The organism is Pseudonocardia sp. HH130629-09 (assembly GCF_001294645.1).
Lineage (GTDB): Bacteria > Actinomycetota > Actinomycetes > Mycobacteriales > Pseudonocardiaceae > Pseudonocardia.
Genome location: NZ_CP011868.1, coordinates 3,238,864 through 3,252,494, shown reverse-complemented (window position 1 = coordinate 3,252,494; position 13,631 = coordinate 3,238,864). Strand labels below are relative to the sequence as shown.

Below are 13,631 nucleotides of genomic sequence, written 5' to 3'. Positions count from 1 at the left end.
GTGCCGGAAAGGCCGGGGTGTGACGATCCCGGGGGCCCGCCCTCAGACGGGGGCGGGCTCGCCCAGGTAGGTGCCCGGCGCGGGGAACAGCGGGCGCAGGCGGCGTCCGCCCAGCTCGGGGGGTGCGTCGCGCACCGTGCCGGACCGCTCGACCAGCCAGCGGGCCAGGTCGTCCCACCAGGAGCCCTCGACGGCCTCGGCCTCGGCCCGCCAGCGCTGCGCCAGGCCGTCGCCGGTGGAGCATGGGGCGGCCCGGAACCCGGTCGCCATCGACGGCGGTGCGATCAGCGCCCCCGCCTGGTCACCGGGGGCCAGCACGAGCCGGCAGCCGCCGCCGAGGCGCTGTGCAGTGCGGTACCCGCCCGTCCAGGGCTGTACCGGGTCGTCGTCGGCGGCCACGAGGTAGCTGTCGCGCCGCAGCTCGGCGAACCGGACGGGGGTGCCGAGGACCCGTACGTCGGGCCGGTCGGGGGCCGCGCCGTCACCGGTGGCCGCGGCGAGCGCGGCGAGGTCGGTGTGCAGCCCGGCGGGCAGCGGCAGCAGGTCGGCCACCCAGGCCCGCATCGCCCGCGCCGCGCGGCCGTCCAGGTCGGCGGTCCCGCCACCGTGCGGCACCGCCCACGGCAGCACCCGGTCCGGGCCGCGCCGCCACGCCCAGGCCCGCACCGCCGTCGCGCCGTCGAGGACGCCGTCGCGGGCGGCCAGGTCGGCGGTCTCCGCGACGGTCGCCGGGTCGGGCGCGAAGCCGGGCAGCGCGTCGGACTGGTCGAGGACGGTGGCGAGGTAGGCGACCGCGGCGACCCGGTCGTCGAGCCCGATCGCGGCCTGGTGGGCCTGCACCGCCGCGGTCAGCAGCCCGCCCGTGCGCACCCCGAGCAGCGATACCCGCGGGGCGCGGGTGATCCGCCCGCAGGCGTCGACGGCGTCGAGGACGGCGGCGGCGTGCGCGTCGAGGTCCCGGTCGGCGTCGGCGGGGCCGGCCGGGCGCCAGGACAGCGCGAACACCTGCAGACCCTTCTCGAGCAGGTGCTCGACCAGCGAGTACCCCGGCGCGAGGTCGGCCAGCCAGTAGCGGTGCACCAGCGGCGGGACGACCAGCACCGGGGTGTCGCGCACCTTCTCGGTCCGCGGCAGGTACTGCAGCAGCTCGAACATCGGGGTGCGCAGGACGACCGCGCCGGGGGTGGCGGCGACGTCGCGGCCGGGGACGGGGCCACCCCGGGCGTCGCGGGCGCCGGTGTCGAACGGGACCGAGGGGGTGTCGGCGCCGGGGGGTGTGAAGACCCGGTCGGCGGCCTCGGCCGCGGCCGGGTAGGCCTCGTCGGCGGTCACGATGTCGGCGGTCGTGGTGTCGGTGGCCACGGTGTCGGTGGCCACGGTGTCGGCCGCGGTGGCGGCGGTGGCGTCGGTCACAGTGGCGGCCCGCCCGCAGTCGTCCTGCCGGCCGGGACCGGTACCGGCCGTGGCAGCGGTGCGGTCCGGGGCACCGGCTCCCGCTGATCCGGTGATCACGAGCGGGCCGGCGCCCGGCAGCAGCAGGGACGTGAGGCCCGCGAGGGTCGCGCGCAGCCGCTCGGCGTCCGCGGCGGGTAGGGGCATGTCGGGGCTCGCGACGGCGTCGTCGAGCAGCCCGGACACCGCCCCGGTCGTCGCGAGCAGCACCTGGGCCACGCACCGCGCCACCGGTGCGACCGGGCCGGCCGGCACGTCCGGAGCCAGGTCGGAGCGGCCCAGGCCGACCCGGCCCAGCTCGGCGCCCCAGCCGCCGCCGCGGCGCAGGAGCAGCAGCGGCCGTGCGGACACGGCGGCCGCCAGCCGCAGCCCCGCCGCGGGCAGGGCGAGGGGGCCGGCGTCGGCTGGGGTGCGGTCGCGCTCGCTCATCGCCTCCATCATCCCCACCGCGACCGGTCGCGGCGCGTTCACCCCGTCGTCGGGCGGCGTTCGGACCGGACCGGCACGGTGGCCCGGTCGCGTCGCACGAGAACCCGGAGCCCGATGAGCACCGTCGCACCGTCCACCTCGTCCCCGGCAGCGCAGCCGTCACCGCAGACGGCAGCGCGGACCTCCACCGCCGGGGCGGGTGCGTTCCTGCGGGAGTTCCTGCGCGACCCGCTGCGCACGGCGTCGGCGCTGCCGAGCTCCCGGGCACTGGCCCTCGCCACGACGGCGCCGGTCCCCGCGACCGGGGACCCGGTCGTCGTCGAGCTCGGGCCGGGCACCGGGGCGTTCACCGACCTCATCGCCGAGCGGCTCGGCGGCCGCGGCCACCATCTGGCCGTCGAGCTGAACCCGCGCCTGGCCGCGCTGCTGCGGGCCCGCCACCCCGGCCTCGACGTCGCCGTCGCCGACGCGGCCGAGCTGCCCGCGCTGCTGGCCGCCCGCGGGCTCGCCCGTGCCGACGTCGTCGTGTCCGGGCTGCCGTGGGCGGCCTACCCGCGCGAGGAGCCGTGGCTGACCGACGTCGTCGCCGGCTGTCTGCCCCCCGACGGCGCCCTGACCCAGTTCGGCTACTCGGTGACCCGGGCCCTGCCGCCCGCCCGCCGGCTCCGCCGCCGGCTCGCCGCGGCCTTCGAGGAGGTCGTGCACGGCCGCGCGGTGCTCGCCAACCTCCCGCCCGCGTTCGTCCTCACCGCCCGCCGCCCGCGGCCGCCCCGGGGCTGACCTGGCCCGTCACCGCCGGGGAGGCTCCCGGCCCGCCCACCGGGCGGCGCCGCCACGACGCCCGGCTACCCTGATCCGCGCCCCGCAGCCGTGTCGGCGTCGACGCGCGGACGTGGCCGGGAATCGCCGGTTCCCACCCGGGAACGACCCACGGACCAGGGGAGACGTGTGTCGCAGACCCAGCTCGTTTCGCCCGACACCCGCCCGCTGCGCGCGTGGCAGCGCAGCGCACTCGCCCGCTACCTGGCGACCTCGCCGCGGGACTTCCTCGCGGTCGCGACCCCGGGCGCGGGCAAGACGACCTTCGCCCTGCGCGTCGCGTCGGAGCTGCTGCGCGACCGGGTGGTCGACGCGATCACCGTCGTCACCCCGACCGAGCACCTGAAGTACCAGTGGGCCGAGTCGGCCGCGGCCGCCGGGATCGCGCTCGACCCCGAGTTCCGCAACTCCGCGGGTGGCACCTCGCGGGACTACCAGGGCATCGCGATCACCTACGCCGGCGTCGCCGCGCACCCGATGCTGCACCGCAACCGCACCGAGAACCGCCGGATGCTGGTGATCCTCGACGAGATCCACCACGCCGGCGACGCCAAGAGCTGGGGCGAGGGCGTCGACGAGGCGTTCGAGCCCGCCACCCGCCGCCTGGCCCTGACCGGTACGCCGTTCCGCTCCGACGACAACCCGATCCCGTTCGTCGAGTACGTCCCCGACGCCGAGGGCGCCCCGCGCAGCCGCGCCGACCACCAGTACGGCTACGCCGAGGCGCTCGCCGACAACGTGGTCCGGCCGGTCGTCTTCCTGGCCTACTCCGGCACCTCCAACTGGCGCACCAGTGCCGGCGAGGAGATGTCGGCCCGGCTGGGGGAGCCGCTGACCCGCGAGCAGACCGCGATGGCCTGGCGGACCGCGCTCGACCCCTCGGGGGACTGGATGCCCGCGGTGCTCGCCGCGGCCGACCGCCGCCTGCAGAGCCACCGCGACGGGGGCATGCCCGACGCGGGCGGCCTGGTCATCGCCACCGACCAGACCGCGGCACGGGCCTACGCGGCGTTGCTGACCGGCATCACCGGGGTACGGCCCGCGGTCGTGCTGTCCGACGAGGCGGGCGGCTCGGAGCGGATCGCGGAGTTCTCCCGCTCCACCGAGCGGTGGATGGTCGCGGTCCGGATGGTGTCCGAGGGCGTCGACGTGCCGCGCCTCGCCGTCGGCGTCTACGCCACCAGCGCCTCGACCCCGCTCTACTTCGCCCAGGCCATCGGCCGCTTCGTGCGGTCGCGGCGGCAGGGCGAGACCGCGTCGGTGTTCGTCCCCAGCGTCCCGGTGCTGCTCGGCCTGGCCAGCGAGCTGGAGGCGCAGCGCGACCACGTCCTCGGCAAGCCGCAGCGGCCCGAGGAGGTCTGGAACGACGCCGAGCTGAACGAGGCCAACAAGGTCGAGGACGAGCCCGGTGAGCAGGAGCAGGCGTTCACCTCCCTCGGCGCCGACGCCGAGCTGGACCAGCTGATCTACGAGGGCGCCACCTACTCCGCCGACGAGGAGGACTACCTCGGGCTGCCCGGTCTGCTGGAGCCCGACCAGGTGCGCACCCTGCTGTCCCAGCGGCAGGCGGAGTGGATCGCGAAGGGCTCACCGCGCACCGGTGCCCAGGCCCACGCGACGCCGGCGACCGAACCGACCCCGCCGCCGGCCGCCGAACGCGGGCAGAGCGTCCGGGAGCGGCTGCAGACCCTGCGCAAGGAGCTCAACACCCTGGTCGCGCTGCACAACCACAAGACCCGCAAGCCGCACGGGAAGATCCACAACGAGCTGCGGGCGCACTGCGGCGGCCCGCCGGTGGCGATGGCGACCATCGAGCAGCTCGAGGAACGCATCGCGACCCTGCGTTCCTGGCGCTGAGAGCCGCCCTCGCGGGCCGCGACCGCGCAGGCGGGGCCCCCACACCGCGCGGGCGGGGCCCGCAGGCAGCGCCGTCGTGCCGGGACCACCGCGCAGGCCGGGCCGGGAGGACACGGCGGCCCGTGCGGGGCGACAGGGGCGGCGTGTCGCCGTCGCGCCACCGCAGCGCCACCGCAGCGCCACCGCAGCGCCACCGGGACGCCGGTGCGGCCGAGCACACGGTGATCCGTTCCGCGCGCGCTGATCCGCTCGACGCGCGCGTCCGGACACGCGCGGACCGCGGAGCAGCGCGCGGACCGCGGAGCAGCGCGGACTCCGGATCACCGCGGACGTCGCGTCGCCGGATCGGTCAGGCGGGTCGGTCAGGACGGGGCGGCCCGGTCCCGGGCGGACGTGGCGGGCAGGGGGACCGGTTCGTCGCCGTCGCGGGACCGCAGGGCGACGGCGAGGACCACCAGCCCGATCCCGACCGCCTCCAGCGTCCCCGGCAGCTGACCGAGCACCACGAGCCCGACCAGGGTCGCGGTGGCGGGCAGCAGCGCCAGCAGCACCGCGAACCGGGCCTGCCCGACCCGGCGCAGCACGACCTGGTCCAGCACGTAGGGGATCAGCGAGCTGAGCACACCCAGCCCGATGGACAGGGCGAGCACCGCCGGATCGGCGAGCGGTGCGAGGTTCGCGACGCCGAACCCCGTCACGGCGCCCGGACCCCCGACGAACAGCAGCGGGACCAGGACGACGGCGGCCACGGTGAACCCCGTCGCCAGGTCGTCGATGCCGGAACCGGCGCGTGCGACCCGTTTGCCCAGCACGATGTAGGCGGCCCACATCGTCGCCGCGCCCAAGGCCCACAGCACCCCGGCCGGGCTGCCGGACCAGCGGACGTCGGCGATCAGGAGCACGCCGACGGCGGCCAGGCCGACCGCCCCGATGTCGCGGAACCGGCGCGAGGCGAGCGCCGCGACCAGGACCGGTCCGGTGAACTCGACCGCCACCGCGGTGCCGAGCGGCAGCCGGGCGATCGCCTCGTAGTAGGCGACGTTCATCAGGGCCGTGGCCAGCCCGAACACCCCCGCGCGGACGAGGCGGACGCCGCGCCAGGCGTCGCGGCCGGGGCGGCGCCAGGCCAGCAGCAGCAGCGCGGCACCGATCAGCCGCAGCTCGGCGACCGCCGACGGCGCCAGCCGGTCGAACAGCCCGACGGCCAATGCGGCCCCCACGTACATCGAGATCCCACCGGCCAGGAACAGCAGCGGAGCGGGAACACGATCGGGCGACGGGCGGGGACTCACTCGCCCACCGTAGTCCGCGACACACCGTATTTACCGTGGCGCGCTTGCACGTCGGCCGAGTTCCCCGCATGATTCACACGCAGTCAACTTCATACCCAATCGGTCACCGCGGGTACATCGCGGCGCCACCGGACCGCGCGGCCCGCGCCACACGTGACGGACGTCGCGACGCATCCCGGGAACACGTACAGGGGCCTCGAGCGTCTGTACAGGTGTGGGCGAGCCGCTCGTGCGGTCGTCACAGTGATACGGCGGCGAGCGCCCGAAGCCCGCCGCCGCTACGGAGGGAGACCGCTATGCAGCCCGAAACGCTGACCCGGCCCGAACTGACCCTTGCCGACCGTTGCGACCGCTGCGGTGCGGCTGCCAAGGTGCGCGCGATCCTGCCCTCCGGTGGGGAACTCCTGTTCTGCAACCACCACGGTCGTGCCCACGCCGAGAAGCTGCGTGAGTCCGGGGTGCAGGTGCAGACCGGGGAGTGACGCCCGGGGCCGCCGCGGCCCCCACACACAGACCCGCGAACGGGGCGGGGATCCGATCGGATCCCCGCCCCGTTCGGCATGTCGGGGGTGTCAGGAGGTCGGGCGCCTCAGGATGCCGGTGCGAACGGCTCCTGCCCGGAGCCCGTCGCCTCGTGCGTCCCGGCCCGCCGCCGCGACGGCGCCGGGTCGGCGGGCAGCGGAGTCGCGCCGGTGACGATGTCGGCGGCACGCTCGGCCACCGCCACCACGGGGCCGTAGGTGTTGGCGTTGGGCACGTCCGGGAAGATCGACGCGTCGACGATCCGCAGGCCCTCGGTGCCGTGCACCTGCAGCGTCGACGGGTCCACGACGGCGTCGGCGTCGGTGCCCATCCGCGCGGTGCTGGTCGGGTGCAGCCCGTTCTGGGCGCGCCGGGACACCCAGTCGAGGATCTCGGCGTCGGAGCGGACGGCCTCCCCGGGGAAGGTCTCCCCGGCGTCGAGGTCGGCGAACGCAGGCTGGTTCAGGATCTCCCTGGCCAGTCCGACGGCCTCCACCCAGCGACGCCGGTCGCCGTCGGTGACCAGGTAGTTCTGCACCAGGCGCGGCGGGACCGCGGTGTCGCGGGACACCGCGCGCACCGTCCCCCGGACGTCGCCCGCCATCACCGAGACGTGCATCTCGTAGCCGTGCCCGACCGGCGGGACGTCCGGCGCGAAGCGCATCGCGACCGGCGCGAACAGCATCATCACGTCCGGGATGGCCCCGGCCATCGAGGTGGAGGCGAACCCGCCGATCTCGAAGTGGTTGCTCGCCCCGACCCCGGTGCCCGAGACCAGCCAGCGGGCCGCCGCGGCGGGCAGCCGGTGCGGTGCCCGCTGCGGCGCCAGCGAGATCGGCTGGGAGCAGGCGTGCTGCAGGTGCACCGCGAGGTGGTCCTGCAGGTTCGCGCCGACCCCCGGCAGCGCCACCCGGGTCTCGACGCCGATGCCCGCGAGGTGCTCCGGGTCGCCGAAACCGGACACCTGGAGCAGCTGCGGTGTCGCGATGGAACCGGCGGCCACGATCGTCTCGCCGGCGTCGACGTCGCGGATGGTGCCGTCGGAGGCGCGGTAGCGGACCCCGATGACCCGGGTGCCGCGGGCGTCGGTGCGCAGCGCGCGGACCACGGCGCCGGTGCGCACGGTCAGGTTGGGCCGGGAGCCGGCGACCGGGTGCAGCCACGCGTCGGTGGCCGAGAAGCGGCGTCCCCGCGAGATCGTGCGTTCGGTGCGGGAGAAGCCCTCCTGGACCGGACCGTTCGTCGAGTCGACCAGCGCGTGCCCGGCCTGCTGGGCCGCGGCCAGGAACGCCGCGTTCAGCGGGCCGGCCGCCGGCGCGCGCTCGAGGACCTGCGGGCCGTGGCCGCCGTCGGGCAGCGGGGTGCCGTGCTCGGACGTCCGACGCTCCAGGCGGCGGAAGTAGGGCAGCAGGTGGGCCGAGCTCCACTGTTCGCAGCCGGGCAGACGGGACCAGCGGTCGTAGTCGCCCGGGTGGGCCCGCTGGTAGACCATCCCGTTGATGCTGCTGCTGCCGCCCAGGACCTTCCCGCGCGGGACGGCGATCCGCCGCCCGGCCAGACCCGACTCGGGCTCGGTGACGTAGCACCAGTCGTAACGCGGGTTGCCCCACGCCTTGGACAGCGCGGCGGGCATCCGGATGATCGGGTCCCAGCGGTGGTCGGGGCGGCCCGCCTCGAGCATCAGCACCCGGCGTGTGGGATCCTCCGTGAGCCGGGAGGCCAGCACCGCCCCCGCGGATCCTCCGCCGACGATGACGACGTCGTACCGGCCCATTGCGCGTCCTCCACACGTACTGTCGGGATTGCCCTGTTCGAGGGAGCAACCCCCCTTGCGTGGATCACGGTACGCCGCGGCCACCGCCCGTCGTCGCCGCCCCCGTACGCTCGACGGCGTGACGACGACCGAGCGTGGTGCGAACGACGGAGCGGACCTCCGCGACCGGCCCGCGGACGACGCCGACACCGCGCTGGCCGCCCTCGCGGCCCAGCTGGACGCGTCGGTCGCCGCGCTGTCCTCGGCCCGCCGACGGGTGGCCGAGCTGCAGGAACTGCGGGCACAGGGGCTGAGCTGGCGGGAGATCGTCCCGCGCGAGGCACGGCCGCTGATCGTCGAGACCCTCACCCGCACCCTCGACGGCCTGGGCGCCGTGGGTGGCAGGTTCCGCCGTGAGGAGGCCGTCGCGCTGCACGGCGAGGGCGAGTCGATCGCCGGGATCGGCAGGCTGTTCGGGGTCAGCCGCCAGCGCGCGTCGGCCTACCTGCAGGAGCACCAGTAGTCCCTCGAACGGGGCGCGACCCGCGAGGGCCGGCCGGAGGTCTGACCCGGGGTCAGGTCTGGTCGCGCCGGTGGTGCCGGGCCTGCCGCTGGGCGGGCACCCGCGGCGCCACCGGTGCCGCGGGGGAGCGGCGGGCCGCCGGGATCAGCGCGGTGCGGTCGATCGCGTCGGACTGCTCGGGCACTGCGGAGGCCGCGGTGCGCAGCTGCAGCCGGGCCAGCTCGCGGACGTCGGTGAGCCGGGCCGCGAGTGCGGTGACCACCGGCGCCAGCGCGACGGCCAGCCGCTCGCCCAGCGGGTCGTCGGGCCCGCCCCGGGCGAACAGCTGCAAGGCGCCCGCGGTACACCCGGCGACCGGGACCGGCACCGACAGCGAGCGGACCAGGCCGCAGTCGGCCGCGGCCGCGGCCAGCTCGGGCGGCCCGGTCCGGGTCAGGTCCGGGGTGGTCAGCGTGCGGTCGCCGCGCTCGGCGGCGGGGCCCGGCCCGGCGTCGGCCCGGCGCTGCAGCTCGCCCAGGCGCACGGCCGCGGTGTCGGACCCGAAGACCCGCCGGGCCTCGGGGTCGCGGGGGTCGGCGGGCTCGCGCAGCAGCAGCGCCGCACCTCCGACCCGGGCGGCGGGCACCAGCGCGACGCAGATCCCGGACAGCATCGCGGCGACGTCCGCGTGCGCGACGGAGACGGAACCGGCCTGCAACGCGACCCGCACCAGGGCGGGTGCCGGGTCGGGCGTCGGCCGCCCGGTCGTGCCGGAGGTCCAGAGCGAGGCCGCCATCTCGTCCCTTCCGCGTCAGCTCCCGCGAGCGAGGTCCGTGACACAGCGTCGTGGGTGTGGTGGGTGATGATAACGATCGTGGTCACCGCCGGGGACGGCGGCTCGCCCGGCGCGCTCGGCCGATCACTGCTGGTGACCGAGGTCGCGGCTCCGGTGACGGGGGGTGTCCGAACGGCGCGGTGCGACCGACGTCGCCCCGGCGGGACCGGGCGGGCCGCGTAAGGTCTCCGGACGTACCGCGGGAGCCCGCGCACCGAGGCTGAGAGGGCGGCAGGACCGGCCGCCGACCGTTCGAACCTGATCCGGGTCACACCGGCGTAGGGAGGCCGCTCCGTGCTGTCACGTGCTCTCCGTCCACTGGCCGTCGTGCTGGCGCTCGCGCTCGCCCTGTCCGGCTGCGCCGCGGGCGACGGTTCCGGGGCCGCGGCCGGGGGCGGGCCGATCCGCGTCGCGCTGGACTGGACGCCGAACACCAACCACATCGGGCTGTTCGCCGCCCAGCAGGCGGGCTACTTCCGCGACGCGGGTCTCGACGTCGAGTTCCTGCCCTACAACCAGACCTCGCCGGACACCCTGGTCGGCTCGGGCGCCGCGGACTTCGGCGTCGGCTTCCAGGACTCGTTCACCTTCTCCAAGGCCGCGGGTGCCGACATCACCTCGGTGATGGCGATCCTGCAGCACTGGGCCACCGAGATCGCCGTGCGCGCCGACCGCTCCGACCTCACGCGGCCGCGCGACCTCGACGGGAAGGTCTACGCCGGGTTCGGCGGGCCCGGCGAGAACCAGAAGATGCAGGCCGTGATCCGGGCCGACGGCGGGCGCGGCGACTTCCGCACCGAGGTGCTGTCCACCGCCGCCTACGAGGCGCTCTACTCGGGGCAGGCCGACTTCACCGAGCCGTTCGTCAACGTCGAGGGGATCGAGGCGCAGCTGCGGGGCGAGCCGATTCGTACCTTCCGCTACACCGACTACGGCTTCCCGGACTCCTACAACGTGCTGCTGCTGGGCAACTCGACCTGGCTGCGGGACAACCCGGACACCGCCCGGAGGTTCGTGCAGGCCGTCCAGAAGGGCTACGTGCTGGCCGCGCAGGACCCGGCGACGGCGGCGCGGATGCTGAAGGAGGCCAACCCCGGCGCGTTCACCTCCGACGAGCTGGTCGACCGGGGCGCGCAGATGCTCAGCGAGCGCTTCCTGCGCGACGCGCAGGGCCGCGTCGGGTTCCAGACCCCGCAGCAGTGGGCCGGCTTCTCCGGGTTCCTCTACGACACCGGCACCGTCGCAGGGCCGGACGGGGCCCCGGTGCGGCAGAAGCCGGACTTCTCGACCTGGTTCACCAACGACTACCTGGCACCGTGACCCGCCGGCTGTGGCCGGCCGCCGCGCTGGTCACCGCGCTGCTGCTCACCTGGCAGGTCGCGGTCACCGTCGCCGGCACCCGGCCCCAGGTGCTGCCCTCGCCGCTGCGGGTGGTCGAGCAGGGCTGGGCGTTCCGGGCCGAGCTCTGGACGAACACCCTCCCGACGATCCAGGTGACGCTGATCGGGTTCACCGTCTCGATGGCGCTGGCCTGGGCCGCGGCGGTCGCGGTGGACTTCTCGCCCTGGCTGCGGCGGGCGCTGACCCCCCTCCTGGTGGCCTCGCAGACACTGCCGGTGGTCGCGATCGCCCCGCTGCTCATCATCTGGTTCGGCTTCGGCCTGCTGCCGAAGGTGCTGGTCATCGCGCTGGTGACGTTCTTCCCGGTGGCGGTCGGGCTGATCGAGGGCTTCGCCGAGACCGACCGCGCCGCGACCGCCCTGCTGCGGTCGATGGGTGCCTCGCGCTGGCAGCGGTTCCGCTACGTGCGGTTGCCGGGGGCGCTGCCGTCGTTCTTCACGGCGCTGCGGATCGCGATCACCTACGCGGTGACCGGGGCCATCTTCGCCGAGTACGTCGGCGCCCGGGCCGGCCTGGGGATCTTCATGCAGCTCCAGAAGAACCAGTTCCGCACCGACCTGGTGCTCGCCGCGGTCGGCGTCACCGCCGTGTTGTCGGTGACGTTGTTCGCACTGACCTTCCTGCTCCAGCGCCTGGTCACGCCCTGGTACGTGGCCGACCACGACGGAGGAGGTGCGCGGTGAAGGTCGTGGTGCGCGACCTGTCGGTGTCCTACGGCGACCTGCCGGTGCTGTCCGGGGTGAGCCTGGACGTCGCGCCGGGGGAGTTCGTGTCGCTCGTCGGGCCCTCGGGATGCGGCAAGTCGACGCTGTTCGGGGCGCTGGCGGGCATCCTCGACGGGGCGACGGTGACCGGCGACATCGAGGTCGACGGCGGCCCGGTGCGCGGTGCCCCGTTCGGTCTGATGCCCCAACAGGACCTGCTGTTCCCGTGGCGCACGGTCCTCGACAACACCGCCCTCGGCCTGGAGGTCGCCCGCGTGCCGCGCCGCGAGGCCCGCGAGCGCGCCCGCGCGCTGTTCGAGCCGTTCGGGCTGGCCGGCTTCGAGGATGCCCGCCCGGGCGAGCTCTCGGGCGGCATGCGCCAGCGCGCGGCGCTGCTGCGCACCGTCGTCGCAGGCCGGCAGGTGCTGCTGCTCGACGAGCCGTTCGGCGCGCTGGACGCGCTCACCCGGACCGCGATGCAGGACTGGCTGGAGTCGGTGCGCGCCCGCTACGGCTGGACGACGGTCCTGATCACCCACGACGTGCGGGAGGCGGCCCTGCTCTCGGACCGGGTGCTGGTGTTCTCGCCGCGCCCGGCGACGGTGGTGCGGGAGCTCGTCGTCGACTCCGGGCGCCCGCGCAGCCGTACCGACCCGGCGCTGGCCGCGGTCGAGGCGGACCTGCTGGACACCCTGCGCGGCTGAGGCAGGGCCGGCGTTCCGGCGCTCCGGATCGTGCCCGAGGGCAACAAAGTCGGCGTTCGTGACCGGATCGTGATGACGAAACGGGAACTGGCTCGATTCAGAAGGCTGTTGCGGAGCCGGTTCCGGCCAATACGTTGGCGCTCGCAACATTCACCCGTTCGTGATCATGCGAGCGGTCCACAACATCGTGGAGGGAGACCCCGATGGGGGCACGGAACACGGGGCGCGGTCCCCGGCTGCGTCGGGCGGTCGCGGCGGCGGGCCTCGGCCTGCTGCTGGCCGTCGCGGGCTGCGGACAGAACAGCGCGGGCGGCGGCGGGGACACCGCCGGCGGTGGCTCCGGCGGGTCCGGCGGCGGGGTGAAGGTCGGGGTGATCCTCCCCGAGACCGACTCCTCGGCCCGCTGGGAGGGGTTCGACAAGCCCATGCTGGACGCGGCGCTGCGCGCCGAGGGCATGGACCCCGACATCCAGAACGCCCAGGGCGACGAGCAGAAGTTCTCCACCCTGGCCGACGGCATGATCTCCAGCGGCGTCAAGGTCATGATCATCGCCTCGATCAGCAGCGACGGCGGCACCGCCGTCGCCCAGAAGGCGAAGGCCCAGGGCATCCCGGTCATCGACTACGACCGGCTCAACCTCGGCGGCGTCAGCGACTACTACGTCTCCTTCGACAACGAGAAGGTCGGCGCCCTGCAGGGCGAGGGCCTGGTCCAGGGCATCGGCAACAAGCCGGGCGCCCAGGTCATCGAGATCGAGGGCGCGCCGACCGACAACAACGCGACCCTGTTCTACAACGGCCAGCAGACCGTGCTGAAGCCCCAGTACGAGTCCGGGGCCCTGAAGCTGGTGCAGAGCCAGAAGATCGACAAGTGGGACAACCAGGTCGGCGGCACCACCTTCGAGCAGATCCTCACCGGCAACGGCGGCAAGGTCGACGGCGTCGTCGCCGCCAACGACGGCCTCGCCGGCGCCATCGTCACGGTGCTGGCCAAGTACGGCCTGAACGGCAAGGTCGTGGTCACCGGCCAGGACGCCACCGCCGACGGGCTCGCCGCGATCCTGCGCGGGGACCAGTACATGACGGTGTTCAAGCCGATCGAGCAGGAGGCGCAGGCCGCCGCGAAGCTCGCCGGCGCCCTGGCCAAGGGCGACACCGCGGCCGCCGACGGCGTCGCCACCCAGACGGTCAAGGACCCGAAGGGCAACCGTGACGTCAAGTCGCTGCTGCTCGAGCCGCAGCTGATCACCAAAGACTCGGTCAAGAAGGTCACCGACGCCGGCTACGTCAAGGCCTCGGAGATCTGCAACGCCGAGACCCAGGCCGCCTGCGGCCAGCTCGGCATCAAGTAGGACCCGCAG

The 13,631-nt window shown here is 75.2% G+C and carries 12 protein-coding genes; 8 read left to right on the top strand and 4 right to left on the bottom strand.

Annotated elements, in window-relative coordinates; all coding sequences use genetic code 11:
- Nucleotides 1–42 precede the first annotated feature (42 nt).
- Nucleotides 43–1,881, bottom strand: coding sequence for an alpha/beta hydrolase (locus tag XF36_RS34870; RefSeq protein WP_145981370.1), 1,839 nt, complete (start codon nucleotides 1,879–1,881; stop codon nucleotides 43–45).
- 114 nt (nucleotides 1,882–1,995) lie between these two features.
- Here XF36_RS34870 and XF36_RS14875 point away from each other — a divergent pair, with 114 nt between their 5' ends.
- Both XF36_RS14875 and XF36_RS14870 read left to right on the top strand, forming a co-directional pair.
- Nucleotides 1,996–2,661, top strand: coding sequence for a class I SAM-dependent methyltransferase (locus XF36_RS14875; RefSeq protein WP_238588885.1), 666 nt, complete (start codon nucleotides 1,996–1,998; stop codon nucleotides 2,659–2,661).
- A gap of 168 nt (nucleotides 2,662–2,829) precedes the next feature.
- Complete coding sequence (locus XF36_RS14870; protein WP_060712445.1) at nucleotides 2,830–4,557, top strand: DEAD/DEAH box helicase; 1,728 nt, start codon at nucleotides 2,830–2,832, stop codon at nucleotides 4,555–4,557.
- Between the two features lie 362 nt (nucleotides 4,558–4,919).
- Here the strand turns inward: XF36_RS14870 and XF36_RS14865 are convergent, their stop codons facing one another.
- A complete protein-coding gene (locus tag XF36_RS14865) occupies nucleotides 4,920–5,783 on the bottom strand; it encodes an EamA family transporter (RefSeq protein WP_168169595.1) in 864 nt (287 codons plus the stop codon).
- A 362-nt stretch (nucleotides 5,784–6,145) separates the two neighbouring features.
- On the opposite strand from XF36_RS14865, the gene XF36_RS14860 reads away from it, so the two are divergent.
- Entirely contained in the window at nucleotides 6,146–6,331 is a 186-nt protein-coding gene (locus XF36_RS14860; protein ID WP_020623547.1) for a DUF7455 domain-containing protein, read from the top strand.
- A gap of 107 nt (nucleotides 6,332–6,438) precedes the next feature.
- Here XF36_RS14860 and XF36_RS14855 read toward each other — a convergent pair whose 3' ends face one another.
- Nucleotides 6,439–8,145, bottom strand: a complete 1,707-nt coding sequence (locus XF36_RS14855) for a choline dehydrogenase (protein WP_082375430.1) — start codon at nucleotides 8,143–8,145, stop codon at nucleotides 6,439–6,441.
- A 118-nt stretch (nucleotides 8,146–8,263) separates the two neighbouring features.
- Here XF36_RS14855 and XF36_RS14850 point away from each other — a divergent pair, with 118 nt between their 5' ends.
- Entirely contained in the window at nucleotides 8,264–8,647 is a 384-nt protein-coding gene (locus XF36_RS14850) for a hypothetical protein (RefSeq protein WP_060712443.1), read from the top strand.
- A 52-nt stretch (nucleotides 8,648–8,699) separates the two neighbouring features.
- Here XF36_RS14850 and XF36_RS14845 read toward each other — a convergent pair whose 3' ends face one another.
- A complete protein-coding gene (locus tag XF36_RS14845; protein ID WP_060712442.1) occupies nucleotides 8,700–9,422 on the bottom strand; it encodes a hypothetical protein in 723 nt (240 codons plus the stop codon).
- 333 nt (nucleotides 9,423–9,755) lie between these two features.
- Between XF36_RS14845 and XF36_RS14840 the strand changes: the two genes are divergently transcribed.
- The 4 genes from XF36_RS14840 to XF36_RS14825 all read left to right on the top strand — a co-directional run bounded on the left by XF36_RS14840 (nucleotide 9,756) and on the right by XF36_RS14825 (nucleotide 13,622).
- On the top strand, nucleotides 9,756–10,781 hold the full coding sequence (locus XF36_RS14840) for an ABC transporter substrate-binding protein (protein WP_060714713.1): 1,026 nt from the start codon (nucleotides 9,756–9,758) through the stop codon (nucleotides 10,779–10,781).
- Nucleotides 10,778–11,545: an ABC transporter permease gene (locus tag XF36_RS14835; RefSeq protein WP_082375429.1), complete on the top strand. Its 768-nt coding sequence runs from the start codon at nucleotides 10,778–10,780 to the stop codon at nucleotides 11,543–11,545. Before XF36_RS14840 ends, XF36_RS14835 begins: the two co-directional genes overlap by 4 nt.
- A complete protein-coding gene (locus tag XF36_RS14830) occupies nucleotides 11,542–12,270 on the top strand; it encodes an ABC transporter ATP-binding protein (protein WP_060712441.1) in 729 nt (242 codons plus the stop codon). Before XF36_RS14835 ends, XF36_RS14830 begins: the two co-directional genes overlap by 4 nt.
- Nucleotides 12,271–12,473: 203 nt before the next feature.
- Nucleotides 12,474–13,622, top strand: coding sequence for a sugar ABC transporter substrate-binding protein (locus XF36_RS14825; RefSeq protein ID WP_060712440.1), 1,149 nt, complete (start codon nucleotides 12,474–12,476; stop codon nucleotides 13,620–13,622).
- The last annotated feature ends 9 nt before the right edge of the window (nucleotides 13,623–13,631 follow it).

Coding starts and splice junctions, on each gene's coding strand:
- XF36_RS14845 (WP_060712442.1), bottom strand. CDS start 9,422: ATGGCGGCCTCGCTCTGGACCTCCGGCACGACCGGGCGGCCGACGCCC.
- XF36_RS14865 (WP_168169595.1), bottom strand. CDS start 5,783: ATGTACGTGGGGGCCGCATTGGCCGTCGGGCTGTTCGACCGGCTGGCG.
- XF36_RS14875 (WP_238588885.1), top strand. CDS start 1,996: ATGAGCACCGTCGCACCGTCCACCTCGTCCCCGGCAGCGCAGCCGTCA.
- XF36_RS34870 (WP_145981370.1), bottom strand. CDS start 1,881: ATGAGCGAGCGCGACCGCACCCCAGCCGACGCCGGCCCCCTCGCCCTG.
- XF36_RS14825 (WP_060712440.1), top strand. CDS start 12,474: ATGGGGGCACGGAACACGGGGCGCGGTCCCCGGCTGCGTCGGGCGGTC.
- XF36_RS14855 (WP_082375430.1), bottom strand. CDS start 8,145: ATGGGCCGGTACGACGTCGTCATCGTCGGCGGAGGATCCGCGGGGGCG.
- XF36_RS14860 (WP_020623547.1), top strand. CDS start 6,146: ATGCAGCCCGAAACGCTGACCCGGCCCGAACTGACCCTTGCCGACCGT.